This window comes from Streptomyces pinistramenti (assembly GCF_020564935.1).
In the GTDB taxonomy this organism is placed as follows: Bacteria; Actinomycetota; Actinomycetes; order Streptomycetales; family Streptomycetaceae; genus Streptomyces; species Streptomyces pinistramenti.
Map to the genome: position 1 here is coordinate 100,920 of NZ_JAJCXB010000019.1, position 20,969 is coordinate 121,888.

17 protein-coding genes and 5 pseudogenes are annotated in these 20,969 nt (G+C 69.3%); 7 read left to right on the forward strand and 15 right to left on the reverse strand.

Annotation, left to right across the window (positions count from 1 at the left end; all coding sequences use genetic code 11):
* Nucleotides 1–74: 74 nt before the first annotated feature.
* Nucleotides 75–164 (reverse strand): K(+)-transporting ATPase subunit F, encoded by a 90-nt coding sequence (locus LIU39_RS16030; RefSeq protein ID WP_227047387.1) that lies wholly within the window; start codon nt 162–164, stop codon nt 75–77.
* Between the two features lie 227 nt (nt 165–391).
* Complete coding sequence (locus tag LIU39_RS16035; protein WP_227047388.1) at nt 392–2,965, reverse strand: ATP-binding protein; 2,574 nt, start codon at nt 2,963–2,965, stop codon at nt 392–394.
* Between the two features lie 303 nt (nt 2,966–3,268).
* Between LIU39_RS16035 and LIU39_RS16040 the strand changes: the two genes are divergently transcribed.
* Nucleotides 3,269–3,829 (forward strand): universal stress protein, encoded by a 561-nt coding sequence (locus LIU39_RS16040; protein WP_227047389.1) that lies wholly within the window; start codon nt 3,269–3,271, stop codon nt 3,827–3,829.
* 73 nt (nt 3,830–3,902) lie between these two features.
* Here LIU39_RS16040 and LIU39_RS34935 read toward each other — a convergent pair whose 3' ends face one another.
* The 5 genes and pseudogenes from LIU39_RS34935 to LIU39_RS16060 all read right to left on the reverse strand — a co-directional run bounded on the left by LIU39_RS34935 (nt 3,903) and on the right by LIU39_RS16060 (nt 8,350).
* Nucleotides 3,903–4,589, reverse strand: a complete 687-nt coding sequence (locus LIU39_RS34935; protein WP_372463916.1) for an SDR family oxidoreductase — start codon at nt 4,587–4,589, stop codon at nt 3,903–3,905.
* A 77-nt stretch (nt 4,590–4,666) separates the two neighbouring features.
* Nucleotides 4,667–5,374 (reverse strand): annotated as a pseudogene (locus LIU39_RS35595) (SDR family oxidoreductase); the annotation flags it as partial.
* Nucleotides 5,375–5,386: 12 nt separating this feature from the next.
* Complete coding sequence (locus tag LIU39_RS16050; RefSeq protein ID WP_227047408.1) at nt 5,387–5,695, reverse strand: AMP-binding enzyme; 309 nt, start codon at nt 5,693–5,695, stop codon at nt 5,387–5,389.
* Nucleotides 5,696–5,885: 190 nt separating this feature from the next.
* Nucleotides 5,886–6,605, reverse strand: a complete 720-nt coding sequence (locus LIU39_RS16055) for a dienelactone hydrolase family protein (protein ID WP_227047390.1) — start codon at nt 6,603–6,605, stop codon at nt 5,886–5,888.
* 158 nt (nt 6,606–6,763) lie between these two features.
* On the reverse strand, nt 6,764–8,350 hold the full coding sequence (locus LIU39_RS16060) for an aspartate aminotransferase family protein (protein ID WP_227047391.1): 1,587 nt from the start codon (nt 8,348–8,350) through the stop codon (nt 6,764–6,766).
* Nucleotides 8,351–8,714: 364 nt separating this feature from the next.
* Between LIU39_RS16060 and LIU39_RS16065 the strand changes: the two are divergent.
* Nucleotides 8,715–9,542 (forward strand): annotated as a pseudogene (locus LIU39_RS16065) (beta-ketoacyl [acyl carrier protein] synthase domain-containing protein); the annotation flags it as partial.
* Nucleotides 9,542–10,305 (forward strand): annotated as a pseudogene (locus LIU39_RS16070) (alpha/beta fold hydrolase); the annotation flags it as partial. The pseudogenes LIU39_RS16065 and LIU39_RS16070, both read left to right, overlap by 1 nt.
* Nucleotides 10,306–10,362: 57 nt before the next feature.
* On the opposite strand, the pseudogene LIU39_RS16075 reads toward LIU39_RS16070, so the two are convergent.
* From LIU39_RS16075 to LIU39_RS16085, 3 genes and pseudogenes are all read right to left on the reverse strand, one after another.
* Nucleotides 10,363–11,462 (reverse strand): annotated as a pseudogene (locus LIU39_RS16075) (winged helix DNA-binding domain-containing protein).
* Between the two features lie 5 nt (nt 11,463–11,467).
* A complete protein-coding gene (locus LIU39_RS16080) occupies nt 11,468–11,872 on the reverse strand; it encodes an aldo-keto reductase family protein (protein WP_227047392.1) in 405 nt (134 codons plus the stop codon).
* Between the two features lie 146 nt (nt 11,873–12,018).
* Complete coding sequence (locus LIU39_RS16085) at nt 12,019–12,597, reverse strand: DinB family protein (RefSeq protein WP_372463918.1); 579 nt, start codon at nt 12,595–12,597, stop codon at nt 12,019–12,021.
* Nucleotides 12,598–12,698: 101 nt separating this feature from the next.
* Here LIU39_RS16085 and LIU39_RS16090 point away from each other — a divergent pair.
* Nucleotides 12,699–13,121: pseudogene (locus LIU39_RS16090) on the forward strand (helix-turn-helix transcriptional regulator); the annotation flags it as partial.
* A gap of 368 nt (nt 13,122–13,489) precedes the next feature.
* On the opposite strand, the gene LIU39_RS16095 reads toward LIU39_RS16090, so the two are convergent.
* Nucleotides 13,490–14,221: an SDR family oxidoreductase gene (locus LIU39_RS16095; RefSeq protein ID WP_227047393.1), complete on the reverse strand. Its 732-nt coding sequence runs from the start codon at nt 14,219–14,221 to the stop codon at nt 13,490–13,492.
* Nucleotides 14,222–14,350: 129 nt separating this feature from the next.
* On the opposite strand from LIU39_RS16095, the gene LIU39_RS16100 reads away from it, so the two are divergent.
* On the forward strand, nt 14,351–14,941 hold the full coding sequence (locus tag LIU39_RS16100; protein WP_227047394.1) for a TetR/AcrR family transcriptional regulator: 591 nt from the start codon (nt 14,351–14,353) through the stop codon (nt 14,939–14,941).
* 33 nt (nt 14,942–14,974) lie between these two features.
* Here the strand turns inward: LIU39_RS16100 and LIU39_RS16105 are convergent, their stop codons facing one another.
* From LIU39_RS16105 to pdxR, 4 genes are all read right to left on the reverse strand, one after another.
* Nucleotides 14,975–15,802 carry a hypothetical protein gene (locus LIU39_RS16105; RefSeq protein WP_227047395.1) on the reverse strand — a complete coding sequence of 276 codons (828 nt, stop codon included), beginning with the start codon at nt 15,800–15,802 and terminating at the stop codon, nt 14,975–14,977.
* Nucleotides 15,803–15,806: 4 nt separating this feature from the next.
* Nucleotides 15,807–16,136, reverse strand: a complete 330-nt coding sequence (locus LIU39_RS16110) for a helix-turn-helix domain-containing protein (protein ID WP_069774978.1) — start codon at nt 16,134–16,136, stop codon at nt 15,807–15,809.
* A complete protein-coding gene (locus LIU39_RS16115) occupies nt 16,136–17,257 on the reverse strand; it encodes a tyrosine-type recombinase/integrase (protein ID WP_227047396.1) in 1,122 nt (373 codons plus the stop codon). The genes LIU39_RS16110 and LIU39_RS16115 overlap by 1 nt, the downstream gene beginning before the upstream one ends.
* Before the next feature lie 157 nt (nt 17,258–17,414).
* Nucleotides 17,415–18,911, reverse strand: a complete 1,497-nt coding sequence (gene pdxR, locus LIU39_RS16120; RefSeq protein ID WP_227047397.1) for a MocR-like pyridoxine biosynthesis transcription factor PdxR — start codon at nt 18,909–18,911, stop codon at nt 17,415–17,417.
* 138 nt (nt 18,912–19,049) lie between these two features.
* Between pdxR and LIU39_RS16125 the strand changes: the two genes are divergently transcribed.
* Nucleotides 19,050–19,625, forward strand: coding sequence for a universal stress protein (locus LIU39_RS16125; protein WP_227047398.1), 576 nt, complete (start codon nt 19,050–19,052; stop codon nt 19,623–19,625).
* Between the two features lie 247 nt (nt 19,626–19,872).
* On the forward strand, nt 19,873–20,613 hold the full coding sequence (locus LIU39_RS16130; protein WP_227047399.1) for a GNAT family N-acetyltransferase: 741 nt from the start codon (nt 19,873–19,875) through the stop codon (nt 20,611–20,613).
* The last annotated feature ends 356 nt before the right edge of the window (nt 20,614–20,969 follow it).

Below are 20,969 nucleotides of genomic sequence, written 5' to 3' on the forward strand. Positions count from 1 at the left end.
ACTCCGCGATGGTGCGCCGGTGGGAAGCCCGCGCCCGAGCCGGCCTCGCTCTCGACGACGCGCGACCCGCCCTCTCAGAACCGGTCGGAGAATTTCACGACAAGCACCAGCAACCCGACCAACGCCGCAGCCACCAACAGCCCCACCACGCGCTCCACGCTCACCACAGCACCTCCGACACCGTCTCTCCCCTCACTTCGGAACCCTCGGAACCCCTCGACTCTTCGCGCACCCCGACGGACTACACCGTGCGGCCCGACGCCATGCCGCACAAAGACCGGGGCCGCTCCCTGACGGATTCCGAACGGCGCCGACACACGACCGGAGCACCTGCGCACCGCGGCCGCCTTCGACGCTCCCGGGCCGCAGGCCGCCCAGCGCACCGCGCGGCTCATGCCTCATGCGCGGCCCGCTCCCCGGCAACCGTGACCGGAGCAGGAGCAGCCGGCAGCGAGACGACCATCGTCAGTCCGCCTCCCGGGGTGTCCTCGGGAGTGAGCGTGCCGCCCATCGCCTCCGTGAGACCCCGGGAGAGGGCGAGGCCAAGGCCCAGGCCGGTGGTGTTGTCGGTGTCGCCGAGCCGCTGGAAGGGCTCGAACGCGCGCTCCCAGTGGGTGAGTTGGATGCCGGGGCCGCGGTCGGCGATCCGCAGTTCCACGCGTGCGGCCAGCGCGCTGGCGCCGATGGTGACCGGTCGCCCGGCGGGCGAGTGACGTACCGCGTTGGACACCAGATTGGCGAGGACGCGTTCCAGCAGCGGCGGGTCCGCGAGCACGTCGGGGGCCGTCTCCAGCCCCTGGGTCACCACGTTCACGAGCGCCTGCGGGGGTGAGTCGGGCAGGGTGTCCAGCGCGGTGGGGAGGACTTCGGTGAGTGCGACGGGCTCCAGGTGCAGGGTCAGCGCGCCTGCCTGGAGCCGGCTCATGTCGAGGAGGTTGTCGACCAGGCGGCTGAGCTTGGCCAGGGATTCCTCGGCGGTGGCGAGGAGTTCCGCGCGGTCCTCGGGCGAGAAGTCCACGTCGTCGCTGCGCAGCGAGCTGACCGCGGCCCAGCAGCCGGCCAGGGGCGTACGCAGATCGTGTCCGACCGCGGCGAGCAGTGCGGTGCGCATGCGGTTGGCCGCCCTGACCGGTTCGACCTCGGCGGCGGCCTCGGCGAGCCGGGCGCGTTCGACGGCGGCGGTCAGATGCGCGGCGAAGGCCGTGAGGACGCGGTGTTCGGATGCGGGCAGGCGGCGCCCGCTCAGCACCAGCACGCGGTCATCCCCTATCGCAACTCTGGTTTCACGGTCGGGCACGGGGCCACCGGCCACACCCGGCTCCGGCTCTCCCCCTCGGGTGCGCAGTTCGATGCGGTCCATGCCGAAGGTTTCGCGGGTGCGTTCCAGGAGTACGGGTACGGCCCGGTCACCGCGCAGGATGCCGCCCGCCAACGAGGTCAGCGTCTCGGCTTCTGCGGTCGCCCGCGCGGCCCGCCTGCTGAGACGCAGCGAGCGGTCGACGATGGCGGCGACGGTGACGGCGACGGTGGTGAAGGCGGCCTGCGCGACGACGATGTTGGCCTCGGCGAAGGTGAAGTGGCCGACCGGCGGGATGAAGTAGTAGTTCAGCAGCAGTGAGGTCGTCACCGAGGCGAGCAGTGCGGAGACCACGCCACCGATGCAGGCCACGCCCAGCACCGTCAGCAGGAAGAGCAGGGCCTCGCTGGTGAGGTTGAGCGCGAGGGGGCCCGATGCGGCGCGCAGCGCCAAGGTCAGGAGCACGGGCAGGACGAGTCCGGCCACCGGTCCGGCCACACGGCGCGAGCGCGGCAGACCACTGCCGGGTGCGGCCCGTCTCCGTCCCTGTCCCGCGTGTTCGTGGGTGACCGTGTGGACGTCGATGTCGCCGGAGAGTGCGACGACGGTCTCCCCCACGCCGCGGGGCGTCAGCACCCGCAGCAGCCTGCCGCGGCGGCTGGCTCCGATGACCAGCTGGGTGGCGTTCTGGGCGCGGGCGAAGTCCGTCAGGGCGGCGGGCACGTCGTCGCCGACCACCGAGTGATAGCTGCCGCCGAGACTCTCCACGAGCTGCCGCTGTCCGGCCAGCGCGGCGGGTGAGGATCCGGACAGGCCGTCGCTGCGGGTGATGTGGACGGCGAGCAGGCCGCCGCCGGACGAGCGGTCAACGATCCGGGCGGCGCGGCGGATCAGGGTCGCGCCCTCCGGGCCGCCGGTGAGCGCGACCACCACGCGTTCGCGGGTCTCCCACACCCGGCCGATGCTGTGCTCGTGCCGGTACTTGCGCAGCGCTGCGTCGACCCGGCCCGCCACCCACAGCAGCGCCAGCTCCCGCAGCGCGGTGAGGTTCCCGACCCGGAAGTAGTGCGAGAGCGCCGCGTCGACCTTCTCGGGCGGGTACACGTTGCCGTGCGCCATGCGGCGGCGCAGCCCCTCGACCGGCAGGTCGACCAGCTCGATCTGATCGGCACGGCGGACGACTTCGTCGGGCACGGTCTCGTGCTGCGGCACACCGGTGATCCGCTCGACCACGTCGGTGAGGGAGTCCAGGTGCTGGATGTTGAGCGTGGCCACCACGTCGATCCCGGCGCCGAGAAGTGCCTCGATGTCCTGCCACCGCTTGGGGTGGCGGCCGCCCGGCGCGTTGGTGTGCGCGAGTTCGTCGATGAGCACCACCTGCGGACGCAGCTCCAGCACCAGGTCGAGGTCCAGCTCCGTGAGGTCCGTGCCGCGATGCCTGCGTGTCACGCGCGGCAGCACGTCGAGCCCGTCGAGCATCGCCTCGGTGGACGGACGGCCGTGACACTCGGCGAAAGCCACCACCACGTTCCTGCCGCGCGCGGCCCGACGCCGCCCCTCGTCCAGCATCCGGTAGGTCTTGCCCACCCCAGGGGCAGCCCCGAGAAAGACCTTGAGCCTGCCGGGCCGGGGGCCCGGCACGTCGGTCGTATCGCTGCCCCGTGCCATCACGTACTCCTCCACGTACCCCTCTTCGGGAAAGCGGCACGCCGGCGGCACTGCAAGGATCGCCTTGCGGCACCGGACGGCGTGCGGGGTTGTCAGGAGCATCGTCACTTCACGCCGGCAAATATCGCGCTCGGGTTCGAAGACGTTGACGCGACTCTGACCCCTACGCCGACGGGGGCTGCCGGGCTGCCCCCTTGTTGCCCGGCGGTCGTCATGAAGCCGTCAGAGTCTCCCCGCCACGCATCAGGGAACCGCCAACACGTCGCGATTGCTCCACCGGGCGGCATTTCGATGGTGCGAGACATGAACGCGATACAGCACGAGGAGCGTGGCCCCATGGGCAGACCCGGCGACCGGCGGGTCGTGGCCGGCGTGAGCGGTTCACTGGGGAGCCTGACGGCTCTGCACCGGGCCGCGGCCGAGGCCCGCCTCACCGGTGCCGAACTGTGGGCCGTACTGGCCTGGGAGCCGCCCGGCGGCGACATCCCGCACCGTGGCGGCCCTTGCCCCGCGCCGCTGACCGCATGGCGCGAACTGGCAGGTGAGCGGCTGCTGGAGGCCCTCGATGCCGCCTTCAGCAGCGCAGGGCCTGGAGTGCCTCTGCAGCGTCTCGTCGTACGCGGCAAGCCGGGGCAGGTCCTGCTGGAGGCCGCCGACCGGCCCGACGATCTCCTGGTGGTCGGCGCCGGAGCCCGCGGAAGGCTGCGCCGGGCGCTGTGGCCCTCCGTCGCCCGCCACTGCGTCGCACGCGCCTGCTGCCCGGTCCTCGCCGTGCCGCCCTCCCCCTTGCACCACGCACTCGACGCCGTACACCGTCGCAACACCTGGAAACTCCCGCTGAACACACGGGAGTTGGCGGACTGAGCGTCCGGCCTTCCGCAGCGGCAGAGGCGCTCCCCCCGGCCGACTCCCGCCCGCCGTGAGCCTTGTTCTGTCGTCACACCGTCAGACCGTCACTCGCCGCACGCCCGTCGGCAGCCGGGAGGAATCCGGATTCCATGAAGTAGGCGAAATACCGGTGCCGGAGTTCGGTACTGGTGGGCGGGCTCGCAACCGCTGCGTTGGCGAGTCCACGGAGCATATTGCGGCGATCGAGTTCACGCGGATATCTGCCTGCCGCGATCTCCATCGCGCTGTTCAGCAGTGCGACGGCATGGAGGGACGTCTCCTCGGGCAAGGGCTCTTCCCGCGCGGCGTCCTCAAGACGCCGTTCCCACTCACGGCAAGGGAGCGGTTCCATCCGGTATCCGCCGACGCAGGCATGGTCCAGCACGGTGTCCATATCGACCGCGGACGGGGCGGCAAGGCTGTGGACCGCGTCTTCCGGCCGCTGGGTGAGGGCCAGACGCACGAAGGCGCCGGCGACGAAATCGACGGGCACCAGATTCGCCTGCAGCCGCCTGTCCATGAGTGGTCGTGCGCCGAGTTCGATACATGCCCTGACGTAATGCCACAGTGCGTCGTCGTTCGCCGCCACGCCGGTTTCGGAATGGCCGCTGATGTACGCCGGCCGATAGCTCGCCGTCGGGATCCCGCGCCCGTTCGCCAGACGCGTGGCACCCTCGGCGGTCCACTTGCTACGTGCGTAGCCGCTGAACTCAACAGTGCCGGATCGCTCACCCATCTCTCCGGCAGGATCGCGGGATCGCCAGGCCCCGCGATGGCCGTACTGATAGTGGAAATGTAATGCACCGGTTTCACCTGGTGCCGGGCTGCCGGGCAACAGATCTCCTGTGTGCTCAAGACGTTGGCGCGCCTCAACTGGGCATAGGAATCGGTGAAGTTGGCCCGAGCAGCATTGTGGTAAATCGCTTCCACTTGCTGCGCGAGTTGGTCGAACCGTTCGGGGGTGAGTCCGAGGAGAGGCTTTTCCAGGTCTCCGGGAAGGGGCAGGATCCGGCTCCGGAACCGCTCGTCCCACCCGCCGTACTCGTGGAAAATCCGCTGGATCCGCTGGATCCGCTGCATGGTCTGCCCCGAATCGGCCGCTCGTACCAGGCAGCACACCTCAGCAGCGGTGCGTTCCAGCACCTCGCGGAGGATGAAGGAGCCCAGGAATCCGGTCACGCCGGAGAGAAGGATGCTGCGCGGCGCCCCGGCATCCGGGGTGTAGGGCGAGCTTCCGTCGGTCGTGATCGCGGGGTCCAGAGCGACATCGGCGGTGAGGTGCTCCGGGTCCTCAAGCGTGCTGCGCGCTTCCGCTTTCCTGTCCGGATCCAGCAGGGATTCCAGCGCGGCGACCGTATCCCGTTCGAAGACGGTCCGCAGCGGCAGGGATACGCCGAGACGTTGATTGATCATCCCCATGAGCCGTACGGCCAGCAGCGAGTGCCCTCCCAAGGCGAAGAAGCTGTCGTCGGTGCCGATCCGTTCGACGCCGAGTGCCTCCGCGAACAGATCACAGAGGATTTCCTCACGCGGCTACCGCGGCCCACGACTCGTACGTGCCGTGGTGTATTCCGGTGCGGGCAGCGCTTTGCGATCCAGCTTTCCGTTGACCGTCAAGGGGAGTGCGTCCAGCACCATCACCGTGGCCGGCACCATGCACTCGGGAAGCCGACCGGAAAGCCACCTGCGCAATGCGGCGGTGTCCAGCTCCGCCGAAACGTCCTTTCCGATGCCGCCGGCCGGGACGACGTAGGCGATCAGACGCTTGTCGCCCGGGGTGTCCTCTCGCACGATCACCGTGGCCTGAGCAATCCGCTCGTGGGAGGCGAGAACGGCTTCCATCTCAGCGGGCTCGATCCGGAATCCACCAATCTTCACCTGCTCATCTGCCCGGCCCACAAACTCCAGCAGACCACCGGAATTCCACCGCACCACATCCCCCGTGACGGCTCGCCGACCAGGCGGAAGCCGTCCGGGGGGTGAGGGGCCGGCTGGGTGAGACGGAACTGGGTGTGAGCGGAGATCCCGGAGATCAGCCGGCCGTGGTGGCGTTGATGAACTCGATTACCTGCGGCCAGGAAATGGCGTAGGCATCCACATTCGCCGGGTTGCCCTCTTGATGCACCTTGCTGGTGAAAGCGTGCCCGGCTGCCGGGTAGATGTGCACGATGCTCGCCCCGGTCTTTCTCGTGTCCAGTGCGTCCCGCAGCCGGACGTAGGACTCCCGCGGCACCAGTTGATCCGCACCGGGGTAGAGCATCATCACCGGAGCGGTGATGCGCGCGGTGTGTTCCACGGCGTCCAGGGTGTGGCTCGGCGGGGGTGTTCCCGGCACTGTGGGGTGATAGGCGACCACATTGGCCAGCCGCTCGTCACGTGCCCCGAGGAGCAGCGCGAAGCGGCCGCCGAGGCACCAGCCGATCACCCCGGATTCGGTACAGCCCAGCTCGCCGAACAGGTGGTCCAGCAGCTGCCGATGCTCGGCGAGCGCCGCCTCGTCGTCCAGCTGCTCCAGCATCTCGACCAGCCGGTCCCGCGGGGTGTCGTCAGAACTCGGCCCGTGCCAGGGATCCCAGGAGAGTGCCGTGATCCCGGCGCGGGCCAAGTCGTCGGCGAATTCCCGCAGCTGCGTACCGATGCCGGTGATCATCGGCAGCAGCAGCATTCCCTTCGGCGAACCGCCTTCCGGGCGGGCGAGGTAGGCCCGCAGTCCGCCGACGGTCACCAGGGAGGTTTCGATCTTTGGTTCCATTCCCGCAGCATAAGTACGGCGGCCCGGTCGGCTTGGTCATTGGCGCGAAGCTGCCGCGGTTCGGCGCCTGTCCCTGCCGGTCACTGTCCGGTTCCGGACGGCAGCAACAGCCCGAGACCGGACGGTGACCGGCAGCCTCGCAGGCCGCCCGAGTGTTCTCAGGCGTGGAGCAGGGTCTCGCCGTCCTGGTCCCGGAGTACGGCGATCAGGCTGCGCAGACCTGCGTCCACGTGGGCGATCTCGGCGTCGGCGAGGTAGATGAACGGCTCGAATCGCAGCGTGTTCGTGGCGCTTGCGGTCGGGAAGATCCGTATGGCGTGGGCCCGCAGGAGGTAGCCGGAGAGAAGGTATCCGAGCAGTCCTGCACGTGCTTGCTCCCGGATGATCTCCGAGGTGGAGTCGGACTGGTCGTGGAATTCCAGGCCGAGCATCAGGCCCTTGCCACGGACTTCCTTGATGACGTCGCCGAACTCCTCCTGCAGTTTCCCGAGTATTGCCAGCAGTTGGTCTCCTCGTTCTTCGGCCAGGCGGTAGGCCCGGCCGTCCTCCGCCTCCAGCAGGTCCACCGTGCGGCCGGCGATGAGGGTGGAGAAGCCGTCCTTGGCGTAGGTCGAGCTGTGCACGAGTTCGAAGTCCGTGCGGTAAGGCGATCCGCGTATCAGCGTCATCGCGGCCTTGGCGATCCCGCCGCCCAGGCTCTTGGCCAGCGTGTGGTAGTCGCCCTGGAGGCCGAGGTGTGAACTGGCGAAGAAAGCACCGGAGCGTCCCATGCCGCTCTGCACCTCGTCGACGACGATCGGGCAGTCGATCGCGGCGCACGCCTCCTGGATGCGCCGGACGGCCTCCCGGTCGAGCACCTTGATGCCGGCCTCGCCCTGGATGGGTTCCAGCACGAACGCGCAGAAGACCGGCAGGCTGCGTTCGACGACCCGTACCGTGCCCTTTTCTACGGCGAGGTCGAGGAGGGTTTTCCTCTCGTCGTCGATGATGTGCGCCAGGGCCTCCGGCCGGTCCAGAGGCACGAACCTGCACCGGGCGGCCAGTGCGGTGAAGGGGGTTCGGAATCCGGCGTTGTGCGTGAACTGGACGCTGCCGATCAACTTTCCGTGGAAGGATCCTTCCGGGGCCAGGAATACCGGCGGAGCGGCCATGCGTTCGCTGTTGATGTTCCTGATGGCGGCGGCCAGGCGGTCGATTTCGGTTTTGCCCGGCGCATTTCCGTCTGTGGCCAGTGCGGCGGACGCGTCATCGGTCACTATCCGGGCGCCGTCGCGTACGGCGGCCTGGGCCTTCCCGAGGTTGGCCTCGATGTCTTCCGCGAGTGCGGTCAGCTTCAGTACGCGGTCGAGTTCGGCGTGCTTGATCGCCACCTCGTTGGCTTCGGCGACACTGTTGGCGAAGACCGCCGAATAGGGCTCGGTTGTCCCGAATTCGCGATGGATGATGGCGTTGATCTTCCAGGCGACGTCGTTGGCGTACGAGTGCCTGGAAAACTGTGCGTGAATCGGCGTTGCATTGTCGAGCAAGGACTTGGCATAGGTCACGATCTCGGGGTTGTTGTGTCCGAGGATCGTCGATCCGTAGCCGCCCACCAGGTCGATCACCGGGATTTCGGTCCCCTGGTCGTCGCGGTGGAAGAGAGTGTTTCCCTGGGCACGCACGTACTCGACGCCGAGTCCCAGCGAGGACAGCCATTCGGCCAGGTGCGGTTCCGCCAGTTCGAGCTTCTCGACCGCCGAGTTCACCTTCGTCCCCTGTCTGCTGGTTCCGCATTACTCCGTTTGTTTTGCTTGGCCGCCGGGCGACTCTAGCATTTACGTGCCGGCGTTACCGGATTCACTGTAATTGATCAGTAACAGCTCGCTCTTCGGGTTACCGGCGGACGTTCGGATTCCGAGATATTTGAGTGTGCGCGAGAGGAACGAGACTCGGGGCGGGAAACTCTTGGAACATCGGCAGTAATTCATTGATTGATCAGGCGAGCGGGCGGCTGGTTACCGGGGCGAGACTGTTTTTCTGGCTGTCAGGAAATGAATCCGGTTAGGCTCACCGGGAACACGTGATCGTTATCGAAGGTGATTTCCGGTACAGGAAGGGCAGTCGAGCGAAATGACGAGTGAGCCACACTCCCCGGTCACCGGCTTGCGTCGGGAGCAGAGCGAGCCGATCGCCATCGTCGGTCTGTCCTGTCGGCTGCCCGATGCGTCCGGTCCCGCGGCATTCTGGGACTTGTTGCGCGAGGGCCGGGACGCCATCGCGGAGATGCCCGCGCACCGTTGGGAGCCCATCTCGGCGGACGCGCGGGGCACGGTCGGACGGGGAGGGTTCCTCGACGGCATCGCGGATTTCGACGCTGCCTTCTTCGGCATCTCGCCGCGCAAGGCCGTGGTCATGGATCCGCAGCAGCGGCTCCTCCTGGAAATCACCTGGGAAGCGCTGGAGGACGCCGGGGTCGTCGCGGCGAGCCTGGACGGCAGCCCGACCGCCGTGTTCGTCGGCACCGCGCGCGAGGACTATACGAGTCTGCTCTACCGGCAGGGCTCCGCGGCCATCACCCAGCACACCGTCGCCGGCACGCACCGCGGCATCATCGCCAACCGGGTGTCGTACACGCTCGGGCTGCTCGGTCCGAGCATCACCGTCGACACCTCCCAGTCGACCTCGCTGGTCGCCGTGCACCTCGCGTCCGAGAGCCTGCGCAACGGCGAGTGCGACCTGGCCCTCGCCGCAGGGGTGAACCTCAACATCCTCGCCGAGGGTGTGCTGGGCGCCGAGCGGTTCGGCGGCCTGTCGCCGGACGGCCGCTCCTTCACTTTCGATGCGCGGGCCAACGGCTACGTGCGCGGCGAGGGCGCCGGCATGGTCGTACTGAAACCGCTGCGGCGGGCCGTCGCCGACGGGGACCGGATCCACGGGGTGATCCTGGGCAGCGCGGTGCGCTGGCGCACCGTGGCCGCTACGTGATCCGCTACGACAACCGCGACTGCGGGCTGTCCACCAAGTTCGACGACCACCCCGTCGACATGGGACAGCTCATCAGCGCCGTCAGCTCGGGAGACATCTCGTCCGCCCGCGCGATGGTTCCCTACACCCTCCAGGACGTGGCCGACGACGGCCTCGGTCTGCTCACCGCGCTGGGAATCGAACGAGCACACGTCGCCGGATCCTCGATGGGCGGCATGATCGCCCAGACGATGGCCATCACCCACCCGGCGCGGGTGCTCACCCTGACGTCGATGATGTCCACGACCGGCGAACCCGAATACGGCCGGCCCAGCCCCGAGGCCCAAGCCGTGCTCTTCAGCCCCAAGCCACCGGACCGCGAGGGATATATTGCAGCAGCGGAGAAAGACCTGGTGTGGGCCTCCAAGCGTTACGGCGACCCCGCAGTCCTCCGTGAGACGGCCGCCAACAGCTACAACCGCGCCTACTACCCAGCCGGAGCCGGACGTAGCTCGGAGCGATGATCCTCGATGGCTCACGTGCAGGCGCACTGCGCAGGCTTCGGACGCCGGCCCTGGTCATCCACGGCCTCGACGACACGCTGATCGACCCCAGCGGCGGACAGCGCACCGCAGACCTGATCCCCGGAGCGAAGCTCATGTTGATCCCCGACATGGGCCACGACCGCCCCCGCGAACTCTGGCCCGAGATCATCGACGCCTTGGAGGCACATACGCAACCGGGCGTCGGCACGTAAGCCGGAGCGTGTTCCCCTCTCCCGTGGTCAACGGGGAGCGGCTCGCGGGGGCGTCGCTCAGTGGGGAGACGTGGCGATCTGTACGCGGTGACTGTCGTTGTCGGAGAGGAACGCTGCCAGCGCCTGTCCCTGCTCGGCGACGGTGGTGCGGTCGGCTCGGGAGAAGCGGCGCAGCGGGGTGATCGTCACGGTGGCGGCCCTGACGCTCCAGGTCGCGGCGACCCGGCCGTCGACCAGGACGACGCGAGCACCGGCAACCGACAGGCCGCGGTGGGTGTCGTCGATGATCCGGCTGCGGTCGTGGTAGCCGAGGAGCGCGTTGTCGAACGCGGGCAGGAACCGCACCGGGGCGGGGGTGTCGGGGTCGGGCGTGGTGCGTCGGGGAGGTCGAGCAGTTCCCGGCCTCGTTCATCGCGGAAGCTGACCAGTTCCTCGCGCATCGCGGTCACCGCCGCCGGCAGTCCGGCCAGGCCGCACCAGGCGCACAGGTCGGCCGAGGCGGCGGGGCCGAACGCGGCCAGATAGCGACGGACCAGCGCCTGGCCCACCGGATCGGAGCCGTCCGGGGGCAGAGGGTCGATCTCGCGGCCCAGCCAGGACGAGAGCAGGACGTTGCGCACTCCTGCCTTCGTCCGCCAGAGCCCGCGCGGCGGCAGCTGCACCACCGGCACGAGGGCGGCGATCAGCATCTCCCCAAGTGCCCGCGGACCCGGCGCCGGCCAGTGTTCGGCGAGCGCCCGCGCCAGCTCGGTCATCGAGCGCGGCACGTCGTCGGCCAGCACCGCCCGGCCTGCTGCGGCGAGTTCGTCGAGGTCTGTGCCGTCGAGTTCGCGGCGGTAGTTCCCCAGGACCCGTTGGCGCAGCATCGTGTCGTGGCGGGCCCGCCAGGCCAGGGCGTCGTCGGCGGTGAGGAGGTGGACGGTGCGGCGCATGAGGTGGGTGCGCACCACGCGCCGTCCGGTCAGCAGGTCCGAGAGCGCCGCCGGGTCGAACGCGTGCAGCCGGGACCAGAGCCCGACGAACGGTTCCTGCGGTTCCTGTGCCTGCAGACCGCCGAGATGCGCGACGGAGTCGAGGACGGGCATGTCGGCGCGATCGAGCAGCAACTGCCGGGCGAGCGTGGCGCGGTTGAGAGCCCGGGTGCCGATGACGGTCATCGGATTCATGATGCGGCGCCCTCGTCGGACGGCCGCCGGAGTCGTGCCGGGCAGGTGAGGGGCGGCGGGGCGAAGGGCACGCCGAGCGGGCCGAGACCGGTGACGATCCAACGCCGCCAGCTGCCAGCACAGTTGGGGCTCGACCTCATCGCGCCGCCCGCCTTGGCGGCCGTCACGAGGCCGCCGCTCCGGCCGCTCCGCGCCCCGCCGCCGGCCTCGTCCGGCTCCCCGCCGGAGTGCGCATCGGCAGTGCCGGCGAAGTCGATCCCCGCCTCCGGCGCCCGGCGGATGGTCCGGACGCAGCCGTCCCGGCCGGTGTTGCCCGCCTGTCCGGACATCGTGGTGCCCGGCCGGCAGGGGCCGACCCGGATATCGACACCGGCCGTCCGCCCCCTCTCGCACATCTTCACGGTGACGCCATGCCCTTCGATTCCTGCAAGCCTTCAGGTCAGGACCGGACGGTCGGCGGCAGCCGGCGCCCGGTCCTGGTTCACCGCGTCCGGCGCGCAGCACCGGGTCGGGGCGGGGGCCCGGTCTGGCCGGGATCCGTCGACGGTCAGGTTGATTTCTGTCCGTCGAGCGTTTCGCGCAGGAGGTCCGCGTGACCGGCGTGCTGGGCGGTCTCGGCGATGACGTGCATCAGCACCCGGCGCACGCTGCGCACGGCTCCCGGTTCGTTCCAGGGCGCCTTTGGCAGCGGGTGCGTCGCCGACAGGTCGGGCACGGCGACGACGATCTTCTCGCTGCGGGCGGCGACCTCCTCGTAGCGCGCGAGGATGCCGGCCAGTGTCTCGCCGGGCAGCATCCGGAAGTCGTTCCGGTGGTCGATCGCCCACTGCGGGAATTCACGTGCGGTACCGGCCGAGAGGTCGGCCCAGGTGACGCCGTCGGGCAGGTCGTAGCGCATCGCCGACGGGCCCTCGACCACGAAGCGCAGCCATCCTTCCTCGATGGACGCGGCGTGCTTGATCAGCCCGCCCAGGCACAGCGCGCTGACCGTCGGATGTTCGCCTGCCTGCTCGTCGCTGAGCCCGTGCACGGTACCGGTCAGGGCCGATCGTGCGGTCGCGAGGGCGGCGAGCAGGTCGGTCCGCTCGGCGTCTGCAGGTGAGGATGGTGTGGTCGTGGCGGTCACGGTGATCGCGCCCTTCCGGTTGTTCTCGTTGTCTGGCACAGAACAACAGTCACAGGAGAAGCGGCCAGGTTGTGTCCGCTTCTCGGGGCAATATGGGAATCATGCCGAAGACCTCAGCGCGACTGCTGTCCCTGCTCTCGCTGCTCCAGGCGCGCCGGGAGTGGCCCGGGGCGCTACTGGCCGAGCGGCTGGACATCAGCCCGCGCACCGTGCGCCGCGATGTCGACCGCCTGCGCGATCTGGGCTACCCCGTCGTGGCGGTCAAAGGGCCCGACGGCGGGTACCGGCTCGACGCCGGCACGGATCTGCCGCCGCTGCTGTTCGACGACGAGCAGGCCGTCGCCCTGGCCATCGCCCTGGCCATCGCCCTCCAGATCGCCACCACCACCGGCGCCGGCATCGAAGACGCCGCAGCACGCGCACTGAACACCGTCCGGCAGGTCATGCCCGCCCGTCTGCGCCGCCGCATCGACACCCTCCACATCACCGCCGTCCAGCGGCCCGCGGCCCGGCCCGCCCAACAGGCCTCCGGCGACTACGACGGCTGGCACGACGCCTGGTTGTCCACCGCCAAGCGTCTGGAGGCCGAAGCTCGCGCCAGCCACCCCGTCAGCGCGCGGGGCGGGCTGCTGCGGGCTTCCACCTACTACCGGGCCGCCGAGTTCTTCCTCCCGTCGCGAGTACGAGAACCGGGGCAGCGCCCTCACGCCCTGACCATGATCGTTCTCAGGGCCAAGCGCTGTCCCGATGTTCCCCGAGACCGTGGGATGCCCGTGGGTTCAGCGCAACTGAAGCTTGTTCAGCGGGAACTCGGGGGTCGGTCCGTGTGCGTCGGCTGGGGGTATCCGTGGGTTCGGTGGGAACGTGGGGGTGGGCTGCGTGGTTGCGCAGACTATCCCTGGGCGGTGGGGCGAACCACGATGTCGCCTACATCGACACCGTCCGGCTGCTCGATGGCGAAGGCGATGGCGCGGGCCACCGCGTCGGGCGAAAGAGCGGTCTCCATCATCTTGTCGATCTGGGTTTTCACCGCCGGATCCATGCGCTCTGCGAAGTCCGTGCGGACGGCGCCGGGAGAGACGACGGTGACGCGCAGGCTGTCGCCGGCCTCTTGCCGCAAGCCCTCGGAGATGGTGCGCACGGCGTTCTTCGTGCCGGCGTACACCGACTGGAGCGGCACGATACGCAGTCCGGCGGTGGACACGGTGTTGACGAAGTGCCCGAAGCCCTGCTCCCGGAAGACGGGAAGGGCCGCGGCGATCCCGTACAGGACCCCTTTGAGGTTGACGTCGATCATCTCCTCCCAGTCCTTGACGCGCAGGTCATCCAGACGGGAGATCAAGCCGATCCCGGCGTTGCTGACGAGGACGTCGAGCTGGCCGTATCGATCGCTTGCCAGCTTGACGAGGCCGGAGAGGTCCTCGCGTCGCGTCACGTCCGTGCGGGCCCAGACGGCTTCACCGCCGGCCTCTTCGATGCGGGAGGCCAGAGCCTCAAGACGCTCCGGACGGCGTGCCCCGAGGACGATCTTCGCACCGCGCTCGGCGAGCAGAAGCGCGGTCGCCTCGCCGATGCCGCTGCTGGCGCCCGTGATCGCCACGACTTTGCCTTCGATTCCCGACATGATGGACAGTCCTTCCAGCGGAGGAGTGGGGGCGGCCGTGCCCTACAGTGAAAGTGGAGGCTCCGCCACTTCGTTCACACTAAGTGGCGGAGCCTCCACTTAGCGAATGGAGACAAGGGAGAGCCACTGATGGCCCGGGATGCAGGACGCCCGCTGAGGGCTGACGCACAGCGGAACCGGGAGAAGATCCTGGCCGCCGCGGTGCACGTGTTCACCGAGGAGGGACTGGATGCGCACTTCGAGCGCATCGCCAGAGAAGCGGGCGTGGGAACCGGCACCCTCTACCGCAACTTCCCGACCCGGGAAGCTCTGATCGAGGCGGCGTACCGCAACGAAGTGGCCCGGCTGTGCGACGCCGTCCCCGGCCTCCTTGCGGCGATGTCACCGCCTGAGGCGCTGCGAGCCTGGACCCGCCGCTTCATCGACTACGCCACCGCCAAACTCGGCATGGCCGACGCCCTGCGAGCCGTCGTCAACTTGGGAACCAATCCCTACGCCGAAAGTCACGAGATGATTCAGACCGCCCTCTCCTCCCTCATGGACGCCAATAGCGCTGCCGGAGCGATCCGGTCCGACATCAGCCCGACCGACATGTTCGCCGCCCTCGCTGGCATCGCCCTCACCTCGGCTAAGCCCGAGCAGCGAGAGCAGGCCGAACGCCTCCTCGACCTCATCCTGGACGGACTGAAACCCGCGCCGCCGCGGCCCCCCGAAAACTGACGGCAGAAGCCCGGACATCATCGAAGCTGCTGTTCAGCGGCTGCGGGGGCCGCCGTCGCGCAGAACACGGGTCCAGCGTTCGGCTTCCGCAGCGATGCCGGGGGCGATACCTTCCAGTCGCTCAACGAGCCGTCGCTCAAAGAAGGGTTCCTCGTCGTCCAGGAAGATTCCCATCTCCTCAAGGACCGTGATGACGTGACCAACCCGCAGGTCGAGGGCACGGAGCGGGGTGAATATCTCACTGTGGCGGATGACGTTGCCCTCGACGTACCCGGTGAGGACGACGGCCAGGCCGCGGTTGACAGCGAAGCGGATGCCGCGTCCCCAGCCCCGGGCTTCGGTGAGTTGGTGGGCGAGGTGCTTCGCCCAGGCCAGCCATGGGCTGGCCAGGTCGGCGGCGGCCGGGTCGAGCCGTCCGAAGTCACGCGGAACCTGCTCGAACAGCGGTAGTTGCCTCCAACCGGTTCTCGGCTGTGAGTGCGACATGGGTGGTGGCCTGCGGGATGCTTCTCGCGCCTTGACGTGATGCAGGGCGGTGAGAGCTGATCCTCTGCGGTAGTGCAGTCCCACGAAGAAGAGCTGCTGATGGCGCACGGCCTGGAGCCACGGAGTCGTCACCTCGCCGCTGACGGTCGGCATACCGGTGGCGGTCCTGGCGTTGAGTCGGGCCTGGCACCAGCACAGACGGCAGTACTCCCACTTCAGCGGCTGGACTCGCCAACAGCCGATGCAGACGGCCGTCTCGTGGCTGCGGCCGAACATGTAGCAGGTGTGACAGAGCCGACCGCGAAAGTCGCCCCAGGCCAGGCAGCCTGGGCAGGAGCTGGTGGGCTTGACGCAGCCCTTCGGGAAGCGTGCCATCAGTTCACTCCGGCGGCAGCGACCGGCCGTCCCGGCGCTTGGGGATCACTGCCGGTGTGGCAGTCCCCGCGCCGACCGCCGCTCGTTCCGTCTCCGCCTGCCCCGGGCGGCTCACCTTCTCCGGCTCGGGGATCAGCAGGTCGCCGATCTCGCAGCCGAGGACGACGCAGATGACGTCCAGATCCTCCAATTTGAGCGAAACGGGCTGCCCGGACCACAGGCCGGACATCTTCCCCGCCGAGATCACCAACCCGTGCTCGGCCAGGTTGCGCTGGAGCTCAGAAGCCTTCCAGACCCCTTTGTTTGCGGCGGTCAGCCGCAGGTTCCACCTCATCAGACCAGCCCTTCCAGCCGCTTCGCGGCCCGTTCCATCCCGGCGACCCAGGCGTCCTCGACCCGGGTCTGCTGGACGTGGATGTATCGCATCGTGGTGGCGATCCACGAGTGTCCCAAAACCTCCTGGATTGCGAGCAAGTCCAGCCCGTTTCCATAGAGTTGAGACGCGCAGAAATGCCGCAAGACGTGCGGTGTCAGCTTCTCGCCCCACCCGGGCAGGTGCACTTTGGCCGCGTCCTTGAGCCCATTGCGCAGGGCGTCGTCGCCCACCCGCCGCGAGGACCCGTCGGCGTTCTTGCGCTCGGAGGGGAACAGCGGGGCGCCGGGGCGGGTGTGGTCGTCGTCGAACTGGCCCCAGACGTCCTCGATGAACCACCGAAGGGTCCGGCCGGCGCCGTTGATCAGCGGCACCATCCGTTCGCGCGGGCCCGATCCGCGGGCGCCCTTGCCATGGCGGACATGGAGCTTGCCGAACCTGCCCAGGTCCCACTTGATGTCATCCAGGTCGAGCCCGCACGCCTCGCTCACTCGCAGGCCGACCTGGGACAGCAGCTTCGAGGCGGTGTAGTTCCTGGCGGTAGGGGCGAACTTGCGGCAGGTGGCCAGCTCGCCGCCCCAGCCGGTGAAGAGCGCCCCGACCTCCGGCTCGCTCGGTGGAATTCGCACCTGGGCGTCCTTCGCGCCGCGCGGCTTGTTCATCTCGTCGATCGGGCACTCGATGACCCGGCCGGTCATCCGGTGCAGTTCGGCCTTGTGCCGCAGCTCCAGAAACATGAAGTACGTGCTCAGCGCCTGGGACCGGGCCAGCCGGGTGCCGCTCGGCGAGCCGCGCAACACCTTCCCGAAGTACGCGTCGGCGTCGGCCGGCTCCATATCCCACAGCGGTCGGCCGAACCAGGTCCTGATCTGGTCCAGGTGCCCGACATCCCCGCGGATCGTGCCGTCCGCCAGTCCTGCCGAGGCGCGTGCGAGGACGAACCCGGACAGTGCGTCGGTCTCGAACTGCTCCAGTTCCTGCGCCGACGCGGGCGCCCAGTGCTCGCGCAGGTCCCGTACAACTGCCAGCGCCGCCAACCCGAGCCCCCTCACCTTCGGCCCGACTGCGGATCGGTCGGACACGGTGAGAATGCTTCAAGAATCCCGAAGTTACGTCACACGACCACGGAGCACTCGAAGGAGGAAGAACCCCCTGGCCACAGGGTCAGAGACTCAGCGAGGATCAGAAGAACTCACGGGATGTCGCACAAGCCTTCCGGGAGCTGCTGGGCGCCAAGTCTTAGCCACGTCCCTCGAAGCCGGACTTCCTGATCAGGTGCGCGAGTTGTTGCACGCCGGGTACGAACGATGACTCGGGAGTGTTGCCGTATCCCAGGACGAGCCCGTTGGGGGCGGAGTCCGCGAGCAGCGAGGAGCGGGACAGGGGCCAGGGGGCCAGCCGGTGCCGCCGGGCGGCCCGGGCCACGCGCTGATCCGGGAAGTCCGCCGGCAGCCGGACCGTCAGGTGCATGCCGCTGTCGCCGCCGGTCACGGTGTGCGGCACGTCGAGGTGTTCGGCCAGCGCCGCCCTGAGCGCGTCCCGGCGGCTGCGGTACAGGCGGCGCATGCGTGCGAGGTGCCTGCTGTACTGGCCGCTCTCCATGAAGTGCGCCAGGGCCAGCTGCTCGCAGCGGTGCCCGCCACGCAGCATCTCGTCCACGACCGGTGCCGCCTGGTCGACCAGTGCCTCGGGCAGCACGAGGAATCCCAGGCGCAGCGAGGGGAACAGCGTCTTGCTGAAGGTGCCCACGTAGAACACGGGGGCGTTCGGCGTCATGCCCTGCATGCAGGCCAGGAGTTCTCCGCTGTGGCGGAATTCGCTGTCGTAGTCGTCCTCCATGATCCAGGCACCGTGGTCGCGGCACTTCTCGATCAGGTCGAGGCGTCGGGAGGCCGTGAGGACCGAACCCGTCGGGTACTGGTGCGCGGGGGTGGTGTAGACGAGGCGCGGTGGGCGGTCCCTCCAGTCGGCCGCGGAAATGCGCAGGCCCTCCGCGTCGACCGGCAGGGGGAGGACGTCCAGGTCGCCGGAGGCCAGTGCGGTCTGTGCGCCGCGGTAGCCGGGGTCCTCGATCCAGGCGGTGTCTCCCGGTTCGGTGACCAGCCGGACGCACAGCGAGAGCGCCTCCTGCGCTCCCTCCGTGATGACGACCTGCTCCGGGGCGCAGCGCACGCCGCGGGCCAGCGCGAGGTGGCGCAGGACGGCGGTTCTCAGCGCCGACTCCCCCTGGGGCGGGCCGTAGCCCAGCAGACCCGTTCCGCCCTGCTGGAGCGTCCGGTCGAGGGAGCGTCGCCAGGCCGCCAGTGGGAACTGGGCCAGGGCGGGCACCCCCGGCGTGAAGGCGAGGGAGTCGACGCCTCCCAGGAGGGGCTTGCGGATCCGGGCGCTGCGCTGCGACAACGTGGGTGGGGCGGGGGCGTGGTGGGCGTGACTGTCGGGCTCCGGTCGGGCCAGCGCGGCGACCCGCGTTCCTTGTCTGCTGAGCTCGATGTAACCCTCGGTGCCCAGCACGTCGTAGACGAGCGTCACGGTGTTGCGGGAGATCCCGAGCCCTCTGGCGAGGGTGCGCGAGCCCGGCAGGCGGCTGCCGGCGGGCAGCCGGCCGTCGAGGACGGCGGTGCGGATGCGGTGCAGGAGCTGCTTTTGCAGGGACTCCCCGTCGCGGGCTCGGGACAGCGGTTCCTGCTGGAGGAAGTCGAGTTGCGGCCCCAGGGCCTCGCTGCTGGAGGTCGACACTGCTCCGTCTCCCCTCGTACGGCGCCCGCCCCCCCAGGGCCGGACCTTGTGGATCCATGAAATGGCCCAACTGTGGACCTTATTGGGGGTCCACGCCAAGCCTAACCTGGCAGGGGCGACACGCACAGGGAGAAGAGAATGTCCGCACGTCTGAACGACTCCGTGAACGGTGGTCAGTCCTCAACCCTTCGCCGCACCAGCCGGGTGGTGGTCGGTGTTTCCGGTTCCCCCGGCAGTCTGGCCGCGCTGACCCGAGCCGTTCAGGAGGCCCGGCACCGCGGACACCCGCTCGTGCCGGTGAGCGCCTGGACCCCGAGGGGCGGTGAGGCGGCAGCACGGTGCGCACCCTCGCCGGGGCTCGACGCGCAGACGGAGCGTGCCGCCGGGGAGCGCCTGAAGCGCGCCATTGCCTCCGCACTCGGGGGCATGCCCGAGGACGTACCGGTCACGCCGACTGTGGTACGCGGCTCGGTCGCCGACGCTCTTGTCTCCCTCGCCGCCCACCCCGGCGACCTGCTCGTCCTCGGCGGCGGCCCGCGCCGTCCGCTGGTCAGGCTGCTGCGGGGCGGGATACGCCGCCAGGTGACAGCCCGGGCGCAGGCCCCCGTCCTGCTGGTCCCGGAGCCGACCGTGCCGCGCGGGACACGCCGCTGGCTGCGAAACCTGACCGCCGACGACTTCCGCCGTAGGGCAGCCAACGGCTTGGCCGGGTAGCAGGTGTGCCGCGAATCCGGTGCGCCGCGCCGGCTTCAGTCCGGTTTGGGCGCGCCTGAACCGGGCCAGTGCGTCCGACAGTTCGACGAGCGTGTAGTCGGGTGGTCCGGAGTCTCCACTGCTCGTGCGCCCTGCCCCCTCGCGGACAGAACGGGAGTGGACCTATGGAATGACTCCATTGTGGACCTTACCGGGGGTCCACGAGTTGCCTAGCCTGGCAGCAACCGACACGAAGCGGGAGAAGAGAATGTCCGCACGTCTCAATGAATACGGCCAGCCCATCGGCCACCCGCTGCCCGACTGGACGGTCCGTCCGGCGTCCGCCCGGGTCACCCTCGACGGCCGCTTCTGCCGAGTGGAACCGCTGGACGTGGACCGGCACACCGACGACCTGTACTCCGCCTACGCACGCGCGGCGGACGGCAGGGACTGGACATACATGATGGCCGGTCCGTTCGGGAGCCGGGACGACTACCGCGGCTACGTGGTGACGGTGACGCAGGCGGACGACCCTCTGCACTACGCGGTCATCGACCTGCGCAGCGGCAAGGCGGTGGGCACCCTCTCCCTGATGCGCCAAGACCCGTCCAACGGCGTCGTCGAGGTGGGAAACGTGGCGTTCTCGCCCCTGCTCAAGCAGACCCCGATCTCGACGGAAGCACAGTTCCTGCTGATGTCCTACGTCTTCGACGAGCTTGGCTACCGGCGCTACGAGTGGAAGTGCGACAGCCTCAACGAGCCCTCGCGCAGGGCGGCACAGCGGCTCGGTTTCACCTTCGAGGGGGTCTTCCGCCAGGCCGTGGTCCACAAGGGCCGCAGCCGGGACACCGCCTGGTACTCCGTCATCGACTCCGAGTGGCCCCAGGTCGGCAAGGCGCTGCGGGAGTGGCTTTCGCCGGACAACTTCGACGCGGACGGCCGGCAGAAGCAGTCCCTGTCCGCTGTACGCGCCTGCGATGCGAACCCCGAGGCGGAGCGGGCGCTCTGAGGTTCGACACCGGATGCCGCAGGCGTCGGCGCATCCCCGCGCGTCCGAGGACGTTCTCTACCAACACCCCGACCTGCAAGACGTGGCGGTCCTCGGTATCCCGCGCGAAACGCTCGGCGACGAGGCGGCCGCCGGCGTGATGCTCCGACGGGGCGCCGAGCAGGACCCAGACCCATCGCCTATGCGTGAAAGACCGCGTGGCGCTGTAGAGGTGCCTGCGGCGGATCATCTACGTCGACGTCCCCGAAGAGGGCACGCGGCAGGATCCCCCAGCGGGAGATCCCGGCCCCCTCGCTGACCGGTGCTGTCGGGCACGAACCCTCCGGCCTGCCGACCACCGCAGGCCGGAACCGTAA

What these genes read in the sequence shown, in the direction of transcription:
- LIU39_RS16055 (WP_227047390.1), bottom strand. Translation starts at nt 6,605, where the DNA reads ATGGAACCAAAGATCGAAACCTCCCTGGTGACCGTCGGCGGACTGCGG.
- LIU39_RS16110 (WP_069774978.1), bottom strand. Translation starts at nt 16,136, where the DNA reads ATGAGGTGGAACCTGCGGCTGACCGCCGCAAACAAAGGGGTCTGGAAG.
- LIU39_RS16050 (WP_227047408.1), bottom strand. Translation starts at nt 5,695, where the DNA reads ATGGAAGCCGTTCTCGCCTCCCACGAGCGGATTGCTCAGGCCACGGTG.
- LIU39_RS16125 (WP_227047398.1), top strand. Translation starts at nt 19,050, where the DNA reads ATGTCCGCACGTCTGAACGACTCCGTGAACGGTGGTCAGTCCTCAACC.
- LIU39_RS16095 (WP_227047393.1), bottom strand. Translation starts at nt 14,221, where the DNA reads ATGTCGGGAATCGAAGGCAAAGTCGTGGCGATCACGGGCGCCAGCAGC.
- LIU39_RS16100 (WP_227047394.1), top strand. Translation starts at nt 14,351, where the DNA reads ATGGCCCGGGATGCAGGACGCCCGCTGAGGGCTGACGCACAGCGGAAC.
- LIU39_RS16105 (WP_227047395.1), bottom strand. Translation starts at nt 15,802, where the DNA reads ATGGCACGCTTCCCGAAGGGCTGCGTCAAGCCCACCAGCTCCTGCCCA.
- LIU39_RS16130 (WP_227047399.1), top strand. Translation starts at nt 19,873, where the DNA reads ATGTCCGCACGTCTCAATGAATACGGCCAGCCCATCGGCCACCCGCTG.
- LIU39_RS16040 (WP_227047389.1), top strand. Translation starts at nt 3,269, where the DNA reads ATGAACGCGATACAGCACGAGGAGCGTGGCCCCATGGGCAGACCCGGC.
- LIU39_RS34935 (WP_372463916.1), bottom strand. Translation starts at nt 4,589, where the DNA reads ATGGGTGAGCGATCCGGCACTGTTGAGTTCAGCGGCTACGCACGTAGC.
- LIU39_RS16035 (WP_227047388.1), bottom strand. Translation starts at nt 2,965, where the DNA reads ATGGCACGGGGCAGCGATACGACCGACGTGCCGGGCCCCCGGCCCGGC.